The organism is Acidimicrobiales bacterium (assembly GCA_030747595.1).
Lineage (GTDB): Bacteria > Actinomycetota > Acidimicrobiia > Acidimicrobiales > MedAcidi-G1 > UBA9410.
In genome coordinates this window covers 18,152-35,175 of record JASLKK010000008.1, presented here as the reverse complement: position 1 = coordinate 35,175, position 17,024 = coordinate 18,152, and the positions used below count along the sequence as shown (strand labels likewise).

Below are 17,024 nucleotides of genomic sequence, written 5' to 3'. Positions count from 1 at the left end.
TTCGACGCATTTGAAATAGGAGACTTCGCATGACCGATCTGATCGATCCGGGCCCCCGGGCTTCGTTCACCGACATGTCCACCTCCACGAAGGAGGACTGGATGGTGATCATGGAACAGCGGGCCGAACTCGAACAGGGGCTGCCCGACCGAATCATTGAGCAGTTCGAACACCTTCGGAATGATTACGGGGGTTTCCCCGTGGACCGGCTCGAACACAGCATCCAGACGGCCACCAGGGCCGAACGCGATGGCCGTGACGACGAGTACGTGCTTTGCGCCCTTCTGCACGACATCGGTGATCCGCTCACCCCGTACAACCATCCTGACGTGGCCGCGGCGATCCTCAAGCCTTTCGTGTCGGAGGCCAACCATTGGATGGTCGAAAACCACGGAATCTTCCAGGGTTATTACTTCTGGCACCACCTCGGCATGGACCGCGACACCCGCGACAAGTTTGACGGCCACGAGCATTTCGACCACTGCGCCACGTTCTGTTCGGAGTACGACGCCCCGGCTTTCGACCCGTCCTACGACTCGAACCCGTTCGAGTACTACCTGCCGCTGATCCGCGACGTATTCAGTAGGAACCCCCGCCGCTGAGAAGGCGCTTCCGGTTCGGCGGCTAACGAGAGCAGGACAGAAGGACTAGGAGAGGTGATGGAGCGGACTGACCAGGACCGGATGATGGAGGGCCTGTACTGGCACGGCATCCCCACGCTGTTCCGGTGCGAACACGATCCCGACCCGGCCAACGCCGACATCGGTTTGATCGGGGTGCCTCACAGTACGGGCAACGGCACCACCCAACGTGACCAGCACCTTGGCCCCCGGGCCGTCCGGGACATCTCGGCTCTTGGCCGGCGGGTCCACGACGCGTTCGGACTCGACCCGTGGGAGGCGTCCCGTATCCACGACCTGGGTGACGTCCCCCTGCCCCGGGCCAACGACAACGAGGCCTGCATCGAGGCCATCACCGACTTCTACCGCGAGGTTGGCGAGGCAGGGTGCCGGCCGGTGTCGATCGGCGGGGACCACTCCATTACCGGTGGGATTCTCCAGGGCATCGCCGGCGAAGGGGCTCGCCTTACCGGCGGCGAGAAAGCCTGTCTGCTGCACTTCGACGCCCACACTGACGCCTATCACTCCATTCCGCACTTCCTCGGAGCGGTGAAGTCGGCTGCCCACTGGGCCGGCTACCTCGTCGAGGAGGGTCACGTGGACCCCACCCACTCGGTTCAGGTCGGCATCCGGGGCAACGTCCGTTCGCTGGGCTGGACTGACCCGTCGTACGCACTGGGTTACGAAGTGATCCGCAAGGTTGACTACGACGAGATGGGCCCCGAGCGGGTCATGGAGGTCATAGACGAGCGCATTGGCGACCGACCGCTCTACATCACCTTTGACCTGGACTGCCTCGATCCGACGGTGGCTCCCGGCGTGGCCAACATCGAGGCCGGCATCGAGGGCTTTGGCATCGACCAAGTCACTCAACTCCTACGGTCGGTACGGGGAAAGAACGTGATTGGTGGCGACGTGGTGTGCCTCATGCCGACCGTCGACTCACCCAACGCCATCACCAGTTACCGGTCGATGGCCGTGATGTTTGAGATCCTCTCGCTCATTGCCGACCGGGCGGCTGGGTAGCATCAGCGCCGCATGATCCTCTCCGACCGAACCCTCCGTGAGGAGATCGCCGCGGGCCGCATCGTGGTTGAGCCGTTCGACGACTCCTGCGTACAGCCGTCGTCGATCGACCTACACCTCGATCACCGGTTCCTCGTGTTCCGCAATCACACCATGGGCCACATCGACGTTCGCGAGGACCTCACTGAGCTCACCGAGCAGGTTGAGGCCGACGAGGACGATCCGTTCATCCTCCACCCGGGTGAGTTCGTGCTCGGCTCTACTTCGGAACGCGTCACCGTCCCCGATGATCTGGTGGCCCGTCTGGAGGGCAAGTCGAGCCTCGGACGACTAGGGCTGCTCATCCACTCGACGGCCGGTTACGTGGACGCCGGCTGGGACGGACAGCTCACCCTTGAGCTGTCCAACGTGGCCAGCCTCCCCATCACCCTCTATCCGGGCATGAAGATTGGACAAATCTCGTTCGTCCGGATGACCACGGCGGCCGATCGACCCTATGGGTCAAGCGAGCTCGGGTCGAAGTACCGGGGCCAGGAAGGCCCGCGACCTAGTCGCTACTGGGAAAACTTCAACCGCTGATTCGCGGGCGGGCGCTCGTGACGAGGGAGCTTGCCGTTGGGGAACCCGCTACTCGGAGCCGGCGTCGAGTGCTTCGAGGAGGTGTAGGGCGATGTCGCCCACCTTCACGTCGGACTCGTCGATGCCTTCACCCTTCACGCCGTCGTCGATCATGATGAAGCAGAACGGACACGCTGTGGCGATGCGTGTCGCGCCGGTGGCCAGTAGTTCCTGTGAGCGTTCGACGTTGATGTTCTTGCCGATGTGTTCCTCCATGAACATGCGGCCGCCACCCGCACCGCAGCACATCCCCTTGGTGCCCTGGCGGTTGGCTTCCACCAGATCGATGCCGGCCAGGCTTCCGATCACGTTGCGGGGCGCTGAGTAGACGTCGTTGTGGCGACCCAGGTAGCAGGAGTCGTGGTACACGACTCGCTCGTCGAGTCGGGCATCGCTCATATCCAGCTTTCCGTCGGCGATCAGCCATTCAAGGAATTGGCTGTGGTGCACCACCTCGTAGTGCCCGCCTATCTGCGGGTACTCGTTGGCCAGCGTGTTGAAGCAGTGCGGGCACTGGGTGATGATCTTCTTGACGCCCATGCCGTCGAGCGTCTCGACGTTCTGCATGGCCAGCATCTGAAAGATGTACTCGTTGCCTGATCGTCGGGCCGGGTCGCCGGTGCACATCTCGGCCGGACCGAGGATTGAGAACGACACACCGGCCCGCTGCATGAGCGTGGCCATCGCCCGTGAGACCTTCTTGTTCTTGTCGTCGAACGATCCGGCGCAACCCACCCAGTAGAGGTACTCGGCCTCGAAGGGGTCGCCGCCGTCGAGCACTTCGATGCCCTCCAGGTCGCCCACCCAGTCAGCCCGCTCGCTCTGGGACAGGCCCCACGGGTTGCCCGAGTTCTCCATTGACCGGTAGGCCGCTCCCAACTCGCTAGGGAAGTCAGACTCCATAAGCGACAGGTAGCGACGCATGTCCAGGATTTTGTCCAGGATTTCGATGTTGACCGGGCAGATCTCGTCACACGCCCGACACGACGTACACGACCAGAGCTCATCGTTGGTGATGCGGTCGAACATCCAGTTGGCCGGAACGGTGACCTCGGCATCGGTCCCGATGGGGGGAGACACTGCCGTCTGGCCGGTAGCTGCCATGACCTCGCCGGTTTTGAGCACGATCTCTCGGGGGTCCAGCGGCTTGCCGGTGGCATGCGCCGGGCAGACGCTGGTGCAGCGGCCGCACATGGTGCACGAGTCGGTGTCCAGTAGCTGCTTCCAGGTGAAGTCCTCGATGGTCGATGCACCGAAGCTCTCCAACTCGGTCTCCATGAGGTTGGGCATCGGTTTCATGGCGCCCTTGGGGCGGGACCGGTCCTTCAGGTACATGTTCAACGGCGACGTGAACATGTGACGGATCATCGTGATGGGCAGCAGGGCCAGGAAGGCCATGAACGAGGCCACGTGGGCGATCCACCAGCCCTGGTGCCACCCGGCCACGTCGTCGACTAGCCACTCGGCCTCGCCGATGGCCATGGCCAATGGGTAGCCGACCACCGACCACGTCTCGGGATCGGCACCGTGCCCGCCGGGGGCGGTGTCCTGCAGGGCGATGCGGAACGCCTCGGCGCCGAAGCCGGTGACACCGATGGCCAGGAAGATGAGCAGCACCGCGGCGTGCTCCGGCTTGGACTTGATGCGGATGCGATAGGGCCGGAACCGGCGGGGTCCGTAGCGCCGCAGCACCGCCCACGTCACGCCAATGAGGTAGAGCACACCGGCGATGTCGCCCACCGCGGTGTAGGCCCGGTACACGTCGCCGTGCAGGAACTTGAGGCCCTCCGGGACCTGGTGGTTGATTTCCAGCACCGTGGTCACGGCCAGCAGGATCAGGAACGGGAAGTAGATGAGGGCGTGCATGACGCCTGCTGCGGGCTCCCGAAGCAGGGTCTGCATGTAGACGCCGGACCGGAAATCACCGAATCGCCGCTTGGCGTTGGCCGGCTTCGTGGACCGGTCGTCGGGGGCGCCCCGCTGCCAGTTCTGGACTCGGTAGGAGAACAGGACGGCCCCGTAGACGATCAGCATCGGGATGACGGAGTAGAAGGCCAACTTCAACGGTCCCGGAATGTTGGCGAAGACTTCGCGGGTGATCGGGGAGTCGTCGTGGAACTCGTTGACCAGTGAGGCAACGCCGGATGCCGCGGTGAACAGGGCGACCAGGACGCCCAGCCCGATGACGGCGTGGTTGGGGCGGAACCGCCGGGTGGTCTCGTCGGGTGCAGAAGTGTCAGTCATGGCGACCGGAGACTATCTGTCGCGGGTTATCACGGTCGCTTCCGCTGGCCTCCGCGAACTCTGGTAGGGCGGCCCAATCCGGTTGGAAACGGGACGGTTGCAAACGGGTCGGACCAGCCGGTGATCGTCGGATGACCTTTCGGCCCGGCCCACAGATCAGCAGGACCCCGGCCCGTTGCGTGTCGGCTCGTTTTCTGGGCCAGTTCGAGGGGCCAGTTCAGCCGGCCTGACGGGCCACGGCCTCGGCGGCGGCCCGGGCGGCCTCGGGATCCAGTGATCGTTCCAGGACAGGCATGGCCTCCAGCGGCCGGAGGACGTCGTCCAGGTCGTAGCGCAGTGGCGTGCCCGTCGGGATGTTCAGATCGGTGATGTCCTCGTCGGAGATGCCGTCCAGTTCCTTGCACAGGGCTCGGAGGCTGTTTCCGTGGGCGGCCACCAGCACCGTCCGTCCAGCTCGCAGGTCGGGGGCAATGGCCTCGTCCCAGTAGGGGAGCATCCGGACCACGACGTCGGCCAGGCATTCGGCCAGCGGCGGTTCGATGTCGGCGTAGCGCTCGTCGTCGTTGGGGTTGAACGGGTTGTCGTCGGCAATGGGTGGCGGCGGGGTCGCATAGCCGCGACGCCAGGCCTGGAGTTGTTCGTCGCCGTGACGTTGCCTGGTCTCGGCCTTGTTGAGACCAGTGAGGTCGCCGTAGTGGCGTTCGTTAAGCCGCCAGTCCCGACGCACCGGGATCCATGACCGCCCAAGTTCGGCCAGGGCGAGCTCGGCGGTCCGGATGGCCCGGATCTGCAGCGAAGTATGGACCACGTCGGGGAGGAGCCCGGCCCCGGCCAGTAGTCGGGCCCCGGCCTGCGCTTCGGCCTCGCCCTGTGGGGTCAGGTCGCAGTCGTACCAGCCGGTGAACTGGTTGGTGGCGTTCCAGGTGCTCTGGCCGTGCCTGAGCAGGATCAACGTGGGCATCAGACCACCGTACTGGATGGCTTTTCGTCGGTTATGAGAAATCCGGCTTCAGAAGTTGCTATAGATGCACTCAACTAACTAGAGTCTTATATATAAATAAAGGGTGGTGCCATGACAGGCAGTCCATAGCCTGCACCGTCGGTACCGGGATCCCTCCCCCAACCCGGGCCGACGGGGCCCCATCCGCCCTTTCGACAGATCTTCTGCGTCGGACCTGACCCACACAGGGTCCGGGCCGCCGCAGAAGAACTGCAACAGAACAATCGCAGCAGAAAAACCTCAAAAGGAAATAGGAGCACCAATCATGGGTAAGGCCGTGGGAATCGACCTCGGAACCACCAACTCGGTCGTCAGCGTCCTCGAGGGCGGCGACCCCGTCGTCATCGCTAACGCCGAGGGCTCGCGTACGACTCCGTCGGTGGTTGCGTTCGCCAAGGACGGCGAGGTCCTCGTCGGCGAGGTGGCCAAGCGACAGGCCATCACCAACCCGGGGCGCACCATCCGGTCTGTCAAGCGCCAGATGGGCACCAGTTGGACCGAGAACATCGACGACAAGGACTACACCGCTCAGGAGATCTCGGCCCGCACGCTCCAGAAGCTCAAGCGTGACGCCGAGGCCTACCTCGGGACCACCGTCGACCAGGCTGTCATCACGGTGCCCGCCTATTTCGACGATGCCCAGCGCACCGCTACCAAGGAGGCGGGCCAGATCGCCGGCCTCGAGGTGCTGCGGATCATCAACGAGCCCACGGCCGCTGCACTGGCCTACGGCCTCGACAAGGATGACTCCGAGCAGACGATTCTCGTCTTCGACCTCGGCGGCGGCACGTTCGACGTGTCGGTGCTCGAAATCGGTGACGGTGTCTTTGAGGTGAAGGCCACCCACGGCGACACCAGCCTCGGCGGCGACGACTGGGACGACGCGGTCATCGAGTGGCTCGTCACCTCGTTTCGCAATGATCACGGTGTCGACCTGGGTGCTGATGCCATGGCCGCCCAGCGCCTCAAGGAGGCCGCCGAGAAGGCCAAGATCGAGTTGTCCCAGGTTCAGCAGACGCAGATCAACCTGCCGTTCGTGACGGCTACCGACTCCGGGCCGTTGCACCTCGACTACACGCTCACCCGGGCCAAGTTCCAAGAGCTCACCGCTGACCTGCTGGCCCGTTGCCGGTCGCCGTTCGAGCAGGCCGTGAAGGACGCCGGTCTCTCCAAGGGCGAGGTCGACCACGTGATTCTGGTCGGCGGCTCTACCCGGATGCCCGCGGTGGTCGATCTGGCTAAGGAGATTGCCGGTCGCGACCCGTCTAAGAACGTCAACCCGGACGAGGTCGTGGCCATCGGCGCCGCGGTCCAGGCCGGTGTGCTGGTCGGCGAAGTCAAGGACGTGCTCCTGCTCGACGTGACCCCGCTGTCATTGGGCATTGAAACCAAGGGCGGCGTCATGACCCGGCTCATCGAGCGCAACACCACTATTCCGATTCAGCGGTCCGAGGTCTTCACCACCGCCGAGGACGGCCAGCCGTCCGTCGAGATCCACGTGCTGCAGGGCGAACGCGAGATGTCACAGTTCAACAAGACGCTGGGCAAGTTCCAGCTGGTCGACCTGCCGCCCGCCCCCCGGGGAACCCCCCAGATCGAGGTCACCTTCGACATCGACGCCAACGGCATTGTTCACGTGTCGGCCAAGGACCGAGCGACCGACAACGAGCAGTCCATGACCATCACCGGTCAGTCGTCGTTGGACAAGGACGTCATCGATCAGATGGTGCGCGATGCGGAGTCCCATGCTGATGAGGATCAGAAGCGCAAGGCAGAGGCTGAGGTTCGCAATAACGCCGACAACCTCGTGTACCAGACCGACAAGTTGCTGGCCGACCAGGGCGACCAGCTCACCGAGGATGAGACCACCAACGTCACTGAGAAGCTCGAGGGTCTGAAGAAGGCCTTGGGCGAGGACGACGTCGAGGCCATCGGCTCGGCCACCGAAGCGCTCATGGCCGCTAGTCAGGAGTTCGGTCAGCGGCTGTACGAGGCCGCCCAGGCCGATTCGGATGCGGCCGGCGCGAGCGGGTCTGCCGACGGATCCGACGACGACGTGGTTGACGCGGAGATCGTCGACGAGTCATGAGCGGTGACGGCGCGTCCTCGGAAAGCCAGTCACCCGATGACGTGCACGACGGATTCCCGTCCACAGACCCTTCGACAGAGATCTCCGGGTCAGTGTCCGACGCTCCGCCGACCGGAGAGGTCGACAACACCGTCGATTCGACAGCTTCCGATGAGATCCCGGTTGAGGGTCTACCGGTGGACGAGGCCGAGGGGACCGGTGACCCGGTTCTAGAATTGATGGCTGTTCTGGAAGCTGAGCGGGACGGGTACCTGTCGGACCTCCAACGGGTGACAGCCGAGTTCGCCAACTACCGAAAGCAGGCCGACCGTCGCACCACCGAGGTGGGTGGTCGGGCCCGTGGTGATCTGGCCGAGAAGCTTCTGGTCGTGTTCGACGCCTGCGATCTGGCCCTTGAACACGGCGCTGACGATGTGGCCCCCATCCGGGCGTCGCTGGTCCAGGCCTTGGAGCCTGTCGGACTCGAAGTGCTCGATCCGGTCGATGAGCCGTTCGACCCCAACCGACACGATGCCGTGCTCCACGAGCCGGCCGCCGATGGAGATGATGCCGGACAGGTAGTCATCGAGGTCCTGCGGCGCGGCTATGCGTGGGAAGGACGCGTGCTGCGCCCGGCCATGGTCCGCGTGCGCGGCTGAGCCGCGATCCGAACCGAACCGGACGAGGAGCCCACCCGATGACCGCCCAGCGCGAGTGGTTCGAGAAGGACTTCTACGCCTCGCTAGGCGTCTCGAAGGAGGCGTCGGCCAAGGAGATCACCAAGGCCTACCGGAAATTGGCCCGCCAGTTGCACCCCGACGCCAATCCGGGTGACGCGACCTCAGAGGCCCGGTTCAAGGAGGTCTCGGCCGCCTACGACGTTGTGGGCGACGAGTCTCGCCGGGCCGAGTACGACCAGATCCGGCAGATGGGTCCCATGGGTGGATTCGGCCCCGGCCCGGGCGGAGGCATGGGGGGTGGATTCCCAGGTACTGGTGGCATGGGCGGATTTGACCTGGGCGACCTGTTCGGTGGCGCGTTCAACGGTGGCCGAGGTAGCGGCCGGGGCCAGCGCGGCGCCGACCTCGAGACCCGCCTCACTCTTTCGTTTACCGAAGCGGTCAATGGCGTCACCACCTCGGTTCATTTGGTCAGCGACACGGTTTGCAGCACCTGTTCGGGAAGCGGCGCCCGCCCAGGAACCCGGCCGACGGCCTGTGGGGCCTGTCGCGGCCGCGGCGTCCAGGCCGAGGATCAGGGCCCGTTCTCGTTCAGCCGGCCCTGTGGCCAATGCGGTGGTCGGGGTAGCCAGATCGACGACCCGTGTGGGTCGTGCCAAGCGAGTGGGGTCGAGCGACGCCCCCGGGAGGTCAAGGTCCGGATCCCCGCCGGCGTCGACGAGGGACAACGCATTCGCCTGAAGAGGCGCGGCGAGCCGGGTCGAGGCGGACCCGATGGCGACCTGTTCATCGTGGTGGCCGTCGAACCCGATATCCGGTTCGGTCGGCGAGGGCGACACCTCACGGTGTCTGTTCCGGTGACCTACCCCCAGGCGGTTCTGGGTTCCGAGATTGAGGTGCCCCTCCTGGACGGTGGCACGGTGACGCTCAAGGTGCCGGCCGGGACCCGCAGTGGCCAAACCTTCAGGGTAAAGAAGCGTGGTGTCCCGGAGAAGGGAGGGACCGGTGATCTGCTGGTCAGCGTCGAGGTTGACGTGCTCACCGATCCCACCGAGGCGGAGATTGAAGCTGTCGAGGTCCTGGCCGAGGCGATGGCTGCCCGGAGGAATCCGAAGGAACCCCAGGAACAGGAACCTCAAAAACATGAAGATCCGTCGCCTGACAGACTCAACGGTGAGACCCCATGAGCCCCCTGCCCCGCCCCGGACCCGATCAGGCCGTCTACGTCATCTCGGTGGCCGCCGAGCTAGCCGGCATGCATCCCCAGACCCTTCGGATCTACGAGCGCCGTGGCCTGGTAGACCCGGCCCGCACAACCGGGGGCAACCGTCGGTACAGCGAGACTGACATCGTCATGCTGCTGCGGATCGCCCAGCTCACCGAGGAGGGCCTGAACCTCGCCGGGGTAAAGCGGGTGCTGGCCCTCGAAGCCGAAGTGGCTCGTCTCGAGGCCGAGTTGGCCACCACGCGATTGGAGGGTGATCAGGCGGTCGCCAACGTGCACCGCCAGTACCGCCGCGACCTCGTCCCGGTGGATCAGAGCGTCACCATCTACCGGGGCCGCCGGACCCGCTGACCTGCGGTTTCCCACCGGTTCTCGAAGTGGATCCAGGCCTTCATAACGCTGTATTTTGGCCATCTGGAGGCAACGAGAACGCGTCCCAGTCCACAGCAGAGCCCTTGTCTCCACTGGTGGGTGGGGGTTGTCCACAGGGGGCTGGGGAGACTTTGGATCCTGCGCGGCGAACGCGCAGGATTAACCCCCGAAATGGTCCCGATCGGCGACTAAACCGACGGAACTGGGCGTTCATGAGGGCGGTAGGCTCGATCCGTAAGGGACCCGATCCAGGAGAGGTGCCGTGCCCGCGACCGTCGTCGTAGGGACACAGTGGGGCGACGAGGGCAAGGGCAAGTTCACCGACCTCGTCGCTGGCGAGATGTCGATGGTCGTCCGCTACCAGGGTGGCCACAACGCCGGCCACACGCTGGTGGTCGACGGCGAGTCCTTTGCCCTCCAGATCGTTCCCAGTGGTGTCCTCTATCCCCACGTCACCCCGGTCATCGGCAATGGCGTGGTGGTTGATCCCCGCGTCCTCATTGCCGAGATGGACATGCTCGAGTCCCGCGGCGTGTCGACGGCCAATCTCCGCCTCAGCGGAAACGCCCACTTGATCCTCCCGTACCACCAGGAACTCGATGCTCTCCACGAGCGCCACCTAGGCAAGAACAAGTTGGGTACCACCAAGCGGGGTATCGGTCCGGCGTACGCCGACAGGTCCATGCGGGTCGGCATCCGGGTCCAGGACCTTCTCGATGAGAAGATCTTCCGCGAGAAGTTGCGAGCCGCCCTCGAGCACACCAACAAGGTGCTGACCCGGGTCTTCAACCGGTTGCCCGTCGATGCCGACGAGGTGGCCGAGGAGTACTTGGGCTGGTGCGCCCCCCGGTTGGCTCCCCACATCTGCGATGCCGTCGGCCTGGTCCACGACGAATTAGACGGTGGCGGTCGCGTCCTTATGGAGGGCGCTCAGGCCACCTTCCTGGACGTCGACCACGGCACCTACCCATTTGTGACCTCGTCGAATCCGGTGGCCGGTGGAGCGTGCACGGGCGCGGGTATCGGCCCGCGTGACATCGACCGGGTCATCGGGATTGCTAAGGCCTACGTCACCCGCGTGGGTGCCGGACCGTTCCCCACCGAACTGTTCGACGAGGTCGGCGACTACCTCGTGGACGTTGGCCACGAGTACGGCACCAATACGGGTCGGCGACGCCGTCCGGGATGGTTGGATGCCGTGATGCTTCGGTACGCGGCCCGGGTCAATTCGCTCTCTGAACTAGCTATCACCAAGCTCGATGTGCTCGACCAGCTTGAAACCATCCGGGTCTGCGTGGCCTACGAGGCCGACGGCGAGCGCCACGACCAGTTGCCGTACCACCAGTCGGTCCTACATCGGGCCATACCGATTTACGAGGATCTACCCGGTTGGGGAGTGGACCTCTCCGATATCACCGAACGGTCGCAACTGCCACGCGAGGCCGAGAACTACCTGGCCTTCGTTGAGCATCAGGTCGGTGTTCCGGTGGACATGGTGGGTATCGGCCCGGGTCGTCACCAGGTCCTGCGGTTCGCCGTCTGAGCCGGCCGGCCGCGGGGTGGAGGGACGCATGAGGGTTTGTGTGGTCGGTTCCGGAGGGCGGGAACACGCGCTGGCCCACGTACTAGGCCATCACCATGACGTGGTGGTGGCTCCCGGCAACCCGGGCATCCCCGGGTCGGTGGACATGCCGCCCAGCGAAATCGACGCCGACCTCTTCGTGATCGGCCCCGAGGCGCCACTGGTCGCCGGGCTGGCCGACCGCCTGCGGGGCGCCGGCCAGCTGGTCTTTGGGCCGGGCGCTGACGGTGCCCGTCTGGAGGGCTCCAAGGCGTGGATGAAGGAGGTCTTGGTCGAGGCTGGCGTGTCGACCGCGGCTCACGGGACGTTCTCCGATGAGGCCGCCGCCCTGGCTTTCCTGGACACCATGGACGATCTCTTCGTGGTTAAGACCGACGGCTTGGCGGCCGGCAAGGGCGTGGTGGTAACCACCGATCACGCCGAGGCTGTAGATGCCGTGCGGTCATACCTCTCCGGGGATGCCTTCGGCGACGCCGGCCGTACGTTGGTCATTGAGGAGGGCCTGACTGGGCCCGAACTCTCAGTGCTGGCTATCTGCGACGGACATGACGCTGTGGCCCTAGCTCCCGCTCAGGATTTCAAGCGACTAGGTGACGGCGACGCCGGCCCGAACACCGGGGGGATGGGTGCTTATTCGCCGGTCCCGTTGGCCACCAGTGCGGCCGTCAACGATCTCATGGACACTGCGGTGCGACCTACCTTGGCTGCCCTGCGGGCACGGGGGATCGACTACCGGGGCGTCCTGTACTGCGGGTTGATGTACACCCCGACCGGACCCCGGGTGCTCGAGTACAACGTGCGATTCGGTGATCCGGAGACCCAGGTGGTGTTACCCCGACTCACCAGCGACCTCGGTGTCCTACTGGCCGCAGCGGCGGCCGGTGACCTGGCCGGACGGGCCGACCGACCGACGTTCGATGACGGAGCGGCGGTTACCGTGGTCTGCGCGTCCGAGAACTATCCGACCGCACCGCGCACCGGCGACCAGATCCAGGGTCTGGCCGACGCCTCGGCGATCGACGGGGTGAGCGTGTTCGCTGCCGGAGTGGGTGAGCGAGACGGATGCTTGGTCACGACTGGAGGACGAGTGTTGACCGTTACCGGTCAGGGGCCGACAGTCAGCGAAGCTCGCCGACGTGCCTACGAGGCGGTGTCGATGATCTCGTGGCCCGGTATGCAATACCGCACCGACATTGCGGCGGATCCGGCCGGCTGATCTCGGTCAGAATCAATCCGGAACTAGAACGGGACCTGATGTGGGTCCGGAGAACAGGAGCATAAGGATGGGTTACCGAGTGGCGGTGCTGATGGGTTCGCCGAACGACGGCGACAAGATGGGGCCCGCCGCGGTGACCCTCGAGCGGTATGGGATCGACGCCGACGTTCGGGTCATGTCGGCCCACCGAAGCCCGACGCTGGTCTCCGAGTTCGTGTCGGGTGCCCGCGAGGCCGGGTACCAGGCCATTATCTGCGGAGCTGGCATGGCAGCTCACCTAGCCGGAGCGGTTGCGGCCCAGACCACGCTTCCGGTGATCGGCGTGCCCCTTTCCGGCGGCGCCATCAACGGATGGGATTCGTTGCTGGCCACCGTCCAGATGCCGAAGGGAATCCCGGTGGCCACCGTGGCAGTCGACGGCGCAATGAACGCTGCCCTCCTGGTCGTCCAGATGCTGGGAATCTCCGATCCGGGACTGGTGGCCGAACTCGAGGCGCACCGCGCCGAGATGGTCCCGAAGTAGTCGGACCCGTCAACCGCCGAACTCCGTACCTGCCGCTTATGGAAAACGTCCTCGCCTCCCGCTACGCCAGCCGACCGATGGTCGACCTCTGGACGCCAGAAGCCAAGGTGGTCATGGAGCGTGAACTCTGGATCGCCGTGCTGGAAGCGCAGCAGGAACTCGGCGTGGCCATCGGCGATACCGTGGTCGACGATCACCGGGCGGTGGTCGACCAGGTCGACTTGGACTCGATCCGTAATCGTGAACGGGTGACCCGTCACGATGTCAAGGCCCGCATAGAGGAGTTCTGCGCGCTGGCTGGCCACGAGCACATCCATAAGGGCATGACGTCGCGTGACCTCACCGAGAACGTCGAGCAACTCCAGGTGCGTCGCAGCCTCGAGGTGGTGCGCGACCGGATGGTGGCCGCTCTGGCTCGTCTAGCTCGTCTGGCCGCCGAGCACGACGGGCTTGTCATGGTCGGTCGTAGTCACAACGTGGCCGCTCAGGCCACCACGCTGGGCAAGCGGTTCGCTACGGCAGCCGAGGAGCTGCTGGTCTCCCTTCGTCGGGTGACCGACCTGCTGTCCGGCTACCCGCTGCGAGGCCTCAAGGGTCCGGTCGGCACCCAGCAGGACCAGCTCGACCTGTTCGACGGTGATGCCTCAAAGTTGGACCACCTCGAGTCGCTGGTGGCCGGGCACCTCGGCTTCGACCGGGTACTGGACTCTGTGGGGCAGGTGTACCCGCGGTCGTTGGACTTTGACGTGGTGTCGGCCCTCGTTCAGGCATCCGGTGGGCCGGCGAACCTAGCTCGCACCGTCCGGCTCATGGCCGGCAACGAGTTGGCCACTGAGGGCTTTCGCCCCGGGCAGGTCGGCTCGTCGGCCATGCCCCACAAGATGAACGCCCGGTCGTGCGAACGGGTCGGCGGCCTGGCTGTGGTCCTGCGAGGCCACTTGGCCATGGTCGGCGGGCTAGTTGGAGACCAGTGGAACGAGGGCGACGTGAGTTGCTCGGTGGTGCGTCGCATCGCCCTCCCCGACGCCTTCCTTGCTGCCGATGGCCTGTTCCAGACCTTCCTCACCGTGCTCGATGAGTTCGGTGCCTATCCGGCAGTCGTCGAACGCGAGCTCCGGCAGTACCTGCCGTTTCTGGCCACCACCCGGGTGCTGGTTGCAGCAGTGCAGGCCGGCATGGGTCGGGAAGAAGCCCACGATGTCATCAAGGCCCATGCCGTAGGTTCAGCCCTGGCCCGCCGTGAGGAGGGGGTGTCGGAGACCGACCTCCTGGATCGACTGGCTGCCGATGATCGCCTGCCCCTGGATCGTGCCGCGCTGGAAGCCTTGTTGGATGATCCGTCGGCCTTCGTCGGAAACGCCTCGGCCCAGGTCGCGGTGGTGATCGAACGGGTCGCCGAGGTGGTGGCCGCCCATCCGCATGCCGCGGCCTACGATCCGGAACCGATCCTGTAAACACCCGGAGAGACATGAGTCCACAGATTCCGCTGCCCCACCTGCACTCGGGGAAGGTGCGGGACGTCTATGACGCCGGTGACGACCGCCTGTTGATGGTCACCTCGGACCGAATCTCGGCCTTCGACGTGGTGATGGCTGAGCCCATTGCCAACAAGGGTCGGGTGCTCACCGCCATGACCGCCTTCTGGTTCGAGCAGTTTGCCGGCCTTGTTGACGGCCATCTCATCTCGACGGACACAGCGGACCTTGACCAGATCCTGAGCGTCGGTCAGCCAGACGGTGCGCCACCGGAGGTTCTCGCAGAACTGGCCGGGCGGACGATGCTTTGCCATCGGGCTGAGATGCTGCCCATCGAGTGCATAGTCCGGGGCTACATCACCGGTTCGGCGTGGAAGGAGTACCGAGCCTCGGGAACCATGCACGGCACCCTGATGCCTGACGACCTACTGGAGGCCAGCCGCCTTCCCGAACCGGTGTTCACGCCGTCGACCAAGGCTGACGAGGGCCATGACGTCAACATCTCGTACGCTGAGTCCGTCGACCTGGTGGGTACTGAGGTGGCCGAAGCAGCCCGTGAGGCGTCGATCACCTGTTATTTACGGGGCGCCGAGTGGGCCGCGGAACGGGGCCTGATCATCGCCGACACCAAGTTCGAGTTCGGCATGGTTGACGGTCGTCTGGTGCTGGCTGACGAGGTCCTCACTCCGGATTCGTCCCGGTTCTGGTCCGCCGAGGCCTGGAAGCCGGGCGCCACGCCACCGTCGTTTGACAAGCAGCCCGTCCGCGACCACCTCGATGGTCTGGACTGGGACAAACAGCCGCCACCGCCACTGCTGCCCGACGAGGTCATCTCGGCCACCTCGTCGCGTTACGTGGAGGCCTACGAGCGGATCACTGGCCGGTCGTTCGTCGACTGGCCTGGCGTGGGTAGCTGACCGGTCTGATGAGAGTGCATCCCGAGAGGAGACGACGATGAAGTTCGACGTGATGGTGGACGTCAGGTTGCGGGGCGGCATTGCCGATCCGGCCGGAGCGACGATCGAGCGTGCTCTTCCCGCCCTTGGCTACGACGGTGTAGCCGACGTGACGGTGGGCAAGACGGTCCGGTTCGCCATCGAGGCGACCGACGAGGCTGAGGCGACGCGCCGGTCCGAGGACCTGTGTGCCTCGTTCCTGACCAACCCGGTCATCGAGGACGCCACGGTGATGGTGACCCCGGCCGGTGGCCCGACCGGAGAGGATGCCTGATGGCGACTGCCGTGGGTGTCGTGGTCTTTCCCGGCACAAACTGTGAGATGGATGCGGTTACTGCCGTGGAAAAGCTCGGCGGCGAGGGTCGTCTACTTTGGCATGGCGATGAGGACCTGACGGGCATAGACGCGGTGATCGTTCCCGGTGGGTTCGCTCATGGCGATTATCTGCGGCCGGGGGCCATTGCTCGCTTTTCGCCGATGATGGGCGCCATTGCTCGGTTTGCCGCGGACGGTGGGTCGGTGGTTGGCATCTGCAACGGCTTCCAGGTGTTGACCGAAGCAGGGCTGCTTCCCGGCGCGCTGCAGAAGAACAGTGGCCTGAAGTTCCTGTGCCAGCCCACGGTGCTGCGGGTTGAGTCCTCGGATTCTTCCCTGACCCGTCGGGCGGAGGTGGGGTCGGAATTGTTGGTGCCCATCAACCATTTTGAGGGTAATTACACGTGTGACGCCGAGACATTGGCCCGATTGCGAGACGAGGATCGGATCGTCCTTCGTTACGTGGATAATCCCAACGGGTCGGTGGACGACATTGCCGGCGTGTGCAACGAGGGTCGCAATGTGGTCGGGCTCATGCCCCACCCGGAGCGGGCCTGTGACGAACTGCTGGGCAGCGCGGACGGTGCGGTGCTGGTCAGTTCGCTGCTTGAAGCCGCCTGAAAACCTATTGAGCAGCGCCCCGCTGCTCAACTGCCGGTCTCTGAGTTGCCGGCCTTTCAGCTACTGCGTCGGATACCGGCTGACTTAAGGGTGTCCGACGAGACTCCGATCTCGCGCCAGGCGCCGTAGGAGATACCCCGGCGACCTCCATAGGCCGCGGCGTGCTGCACGAACTCGGCTTCGAGCGCCGTCATGTCGACGGTTTCGGCGGCGGCTAGCGCTTCCCGCTCGGTCTCGAGGTCGATGCGCTGCTGGATCAGGCCCAGGCGTTTGGTGACGGTGGCCTCGGCCATCTGAGCCTCCACGGCAGCGATCTGTCGGGCCACGCTCTCCGGGGTCCGCTTGCGTCCCCGACGGGGAGCATTTTGTTCCAGGGCCTTGAGGTACTCGCGTACCCCAGCCACCTCGGACTTCTCAGCTTCGGTCATCTTGGGGCGTGTCACCACCACCACCTCTTTCTTGTCCGTCGATCCATCAGGCTCG

17 protein-coding genes are annotated in these 17,024 nt (G+C 65.1%); 14 read left to right on the top strand and 3 right to left on the bottom strand.

The annotated features are described in order from the left end of the window. The first annotated feature begins 29 nt into the window (after window positions 1-29). Genes QF777_07670 through dcd form a run of 3 tightly spaced genes read left to right on the top strand, consistent with a single transcriptional unit; the run spans window position 30 to window position 2,225 of the window. Complete coding sequence (locus QF777_07670; protein MDP6911431.1) at window positions 30-602, top strand: HD domain-containing protein; 573 nt, start codon at window positions 30-32, stop codon at window positions 600-602. A gap of 57 nt (window positions 603-659) precedes the next feature. Next, complete coding sequence (locus QF777_07665; protein ID MDP6911430.1) at window positions 660-1,646, top strand: arginase family protein; 987 nt, start codon at window positions 660-662, stop codon at window positions 1,644-1,646. 12 nt (window positions 1,647-1,658) lie between these two features. Further along, window positions 1,659-2,225, top strand: coding sequence for a dCTP deaminase (dcd, locus tag QF777_07660; GenBank protein MDP6911429.1), 567 nt, complete (start codon window positions 1,659-1,661; stop codon window positions 2,223-2,225). Window positions 2,226-2,273: 48 nt separating this feature from the next. Here dcd and QF777_07655 read toward each other — a convergent pair whose 3' ends face one another. Both QF777_07655 and QF777_07650 read right to left on the bottom strand, forming a co-directional pair. Next, the gene (locus QF777_07655) at window positions 2,274-4,508 is read right to left on the bottom strand and encodes a heterodisulfide reductase-related iron-sulfur binding cluster (protein MDP6911428.1); all 2,235 of its coding nucleotides are present in this window, start codon (window positions 4,506-4,508) and stop codon (window positions 2,274-2,276) included. A gap of 217 nt (window positions 4,509-4,725) precedes the next feature. Beyond that, window positions 4,726-5,469, bottom strand: coding sequence for a phosphoglyceromutase (locus tag QF777_07650; GenBank protein ID MDP6911427.1), 744 nt, complete (start codon window positions 5,467-5,469; stop codon window positions 4,726-4,728). Window positions 5,470-5,773: 304 nt separating this feature from the next. Here QF777_07650 and dnaK point away from each other — a divergent pair, with 304 nt between their 5' ends. The 11 genes from dnaK to purQ all read left to right on the top strand — a co-directional run bounded on the left by dnaK (window position 5,774) and on the right by purQ (window position 16,541). Further along, window positions 5,774-7,597 carry a molecular chaperone DnaK gene (dnaK, locus tag QF777_07645; protein MDP6911426.1) on the top strand — a complete coding sequence of 608 codons (1,824 nt, stop codon included), beginning with the start codon at window positions 5,774-5,776 and terminating at the stop codon, window positions 7,595-7,597. Beyond that, the gene (locus QF777_07640) at window positions 7,594-8,235 is read left to right on the top strand and encodes a nucleotide exchange factor GrpE (GenBank protein ID MDP6911425.1); all 642 of its coding nucleotides are present in this window, start codon (window positions 7,594-7,596) and stop codon (window positions 8,233-8,235) included. The genes dnaK and QF777_07640 overlap by 4 nt, the downstream gene beginning before the upstream one ends. 38 nt (window positions 8,236-8,273) lie before the next feature. Further along, window positions 8,274-9,443: a molecular chaperone DnaJ gene (dnaJ, locus tag QF777_07635; protein MDP6911424.1), complete on the top strand. Its 1,170-nt coding sequence runs from the start codon at window positions 8,274-8,276 to the stop codon at window positions 9,441-9,443. Then, entirely contained in the window at window positions 9,440-9,832 is a 393-nt protein-coding gene (locus tag QF777_07630) for a MerR family transcriptional regulator (protein ID MDP6911423.1), read from the top strand. Before dnaJ ends, QF777_07630 begins: the two co-directional genes overlap by 4 nt. Before the next feature lie 283 nt (window positions 9,833-10,115). Continuing rightward, the gene (locus tag QF777_07625) at window positions 10,116-11,396 is read left to right on the top strand and encodes an adenylosuccinate synthase (protein ID MDP6911422.1); all 1,281 of its coding nucleotides are present in this window, start codon (window positions 10,116-10,118) and stop codon (window positions 11,394-11,396) included. Between the two features lie 40 nt (window positions 11,397-11,436). Beyond that, window positions 11,437-12,651 carry a phosphoribosylamine--glycine ligase gene (purD, locus tag QF777_07620; protein MDP6911421.1) on the top strand — a complete coding sequence of 405 codons (1,215 nt, stop codon included), beginning with the start codon at window positions 11,437-11,439 and terminating at the stop codon, window positions 12,649-12,651. A 67-nt stretch (window positions 12,652-12,718) separates the two neighbouring features. Continuing rightward, window positions 12,719-13,174 carry a 5-(carboxyamino)imidazole ribonucleotide mutase gene (gene purE / locus QF777_07615; protein MDP6911420.1) on the top strand — a complete coding sequence of 152 codons (456 nt, stop codon included), beginning with the start codon at window positions 12,719-12,721 and terminating at the stop codon, window positions 13,172-13,174. A gap of 38 nt (window positions 13,175-13,212) precedes the next feature. Then, a complete protein-coding gene (purB, locus tag QF777_07610) occupies window positions 13,213-14,628 on the top strand; it encodes an adenylosuccinate lyase (GenBank protein MDP6911419.1) in 1,416 nt (471 codons plus the stop codon). Window positions 14,629-14,642: 14 nt separating this feature from the next. Further along, complete coding sequence (locus QF777_07605) at window positions 14,643-15,566, top strand: phosphoribosylaminoimidazolesuccinocarboxamide synthase (GenBank protein MDP6911418.1); 924 nt, start codon at window positions 14,643-14,645, stop codon at window positions 15,564-15,566. Window positions 15,567-15,603: 37 nt separating this feature from the next. Beyond that, window positions 15,604-15,879, top strand: a complete 276-nt coding sequence (gene purS, locus QF777_07600) for a phosphoribosylformylglycinamidine synthase subunit PurS (protein ID MDP6911417.1) — start codon at window positions 15,604-15,606, stop codon at window positions 15,877-15,879. Beyond that, window positions 15,879-16,541, top strand: a complete 663-nt coding sequence (gene purQ, locus QF777_07595; protein MDP6911416.1) for a phosphoribosylformylglycinamidine synthase subunit PurQ — start codon at window positions 15,879-15,881, stop codon at window positions 16,539-16,541. Before purS ends, purQ begins: the two co-directional genes overlap by 1 nt. A gap of 56 nt (window positions 16,542-16,597) precedes the next feature. On the opposite strand, the gene QF777_07590 is transcribed toward purQ, so the two are convergent. Further along, window positions 16,598-16,984, bottom strand: coding sequence for a hypothetical protein (locus tag QF777_07590; GenBank protein MDP6911415.1), 387 nt, complete (start codon window positions 16,982-16,984; stop codon window positions 16,598-16,600). Window positions 16,985-17,024 lie beyond the last annotated feature (40 nt).

Coding starts and splice junctions, on each gene's coding strand:
- QF777_07670 (MDP6911431.1), top strand. CDS start 30: ATGACCGATCTGATCGATCCGGGCCCCCGGGCTTCGTTCACCGACATG.
- QF777_07665 (MDP6911430.1), top strand. CDS start 660: ATGGAGCGGACTGACCAGGACCGGATGATGGAGGGCCTGTACTGGCAC.
- dcd (MDP6911429.1), top strand. CDS start 1,659: ATGATCCTCTCCGACCGAACCCTCCGTGAGGAGATCGCCGCGGGCCGC.
- QF777_07655 (MDP6911428.1), bottom strand. CDS start 4,508: ATGACTGACACTTCTGCACCCGACGAGACCACCCGGCGGTTCCGCCCC.
- QF777_07650 (MDP6911427.1), bottom strand. CDS start 5,469: ATGCCCACGTTGATCCTGCTCAGGCACGGCCAGAGCACCTGGAACGCC.
- dnaK (MDP6911426.1), top strand. CDS start 5,774: ATGGGTAAGGCCGTGGGAATCGACCTCGGAACCACCAACTCGGTCGTC.
- QF777_07640 (MDP6911425.1), top strand. CDS start 7,594: ATGAGCGGTGACGGCGCGTCCTCGGAAAGCCAGTCACCCGATGACGTG.
- dnaJ (MDP6911424.1), top strand. CDS start 8,274: ATGACCGCCCAGCGCGAGTGGTTCGAGAAGGACTTCTACGCCTCGCTA.
- QF777_07630 (MDP6911423.1), top strand. CDS start 9,440: ATGAGCCCCCTGCCCCGCCCCGGACCCGATCAGGCCGTCTACGTCATC.
- purE (MDP6911420.1), top strand. CDS start 12,719: ATGGGTTACCGAGTGGCGGTGCTGATGGGTTCGCCGAACGACGGCGAC.
- purB (MDP6911419.1), top strand. CDS start 13,213: ATGGAAAACGTCCTCGCCTCCCGCTACGCCAGCCGACCGATGGTCGAC.
- QF777_07605 (MDP6911418.1), top strand. CDS start 14,643: ATGAGTCCACAGATTCCGCTGCCCCACCTGCACTCGGGGAAGGTGCGG.
- purS (MDP6911417.1), top strand. CDS start 15,604: ATGAAGTTCGACGTGATGGTGGACGTCAGGTTGCGGGGCGGCATTGCC.
- purQ (MDP6911416.1), top strand. CDS start 15,879: ATGGCGACTGCCGTGGGTGTCGTGGTCTTTCCCGGCACAAACTGTGAG.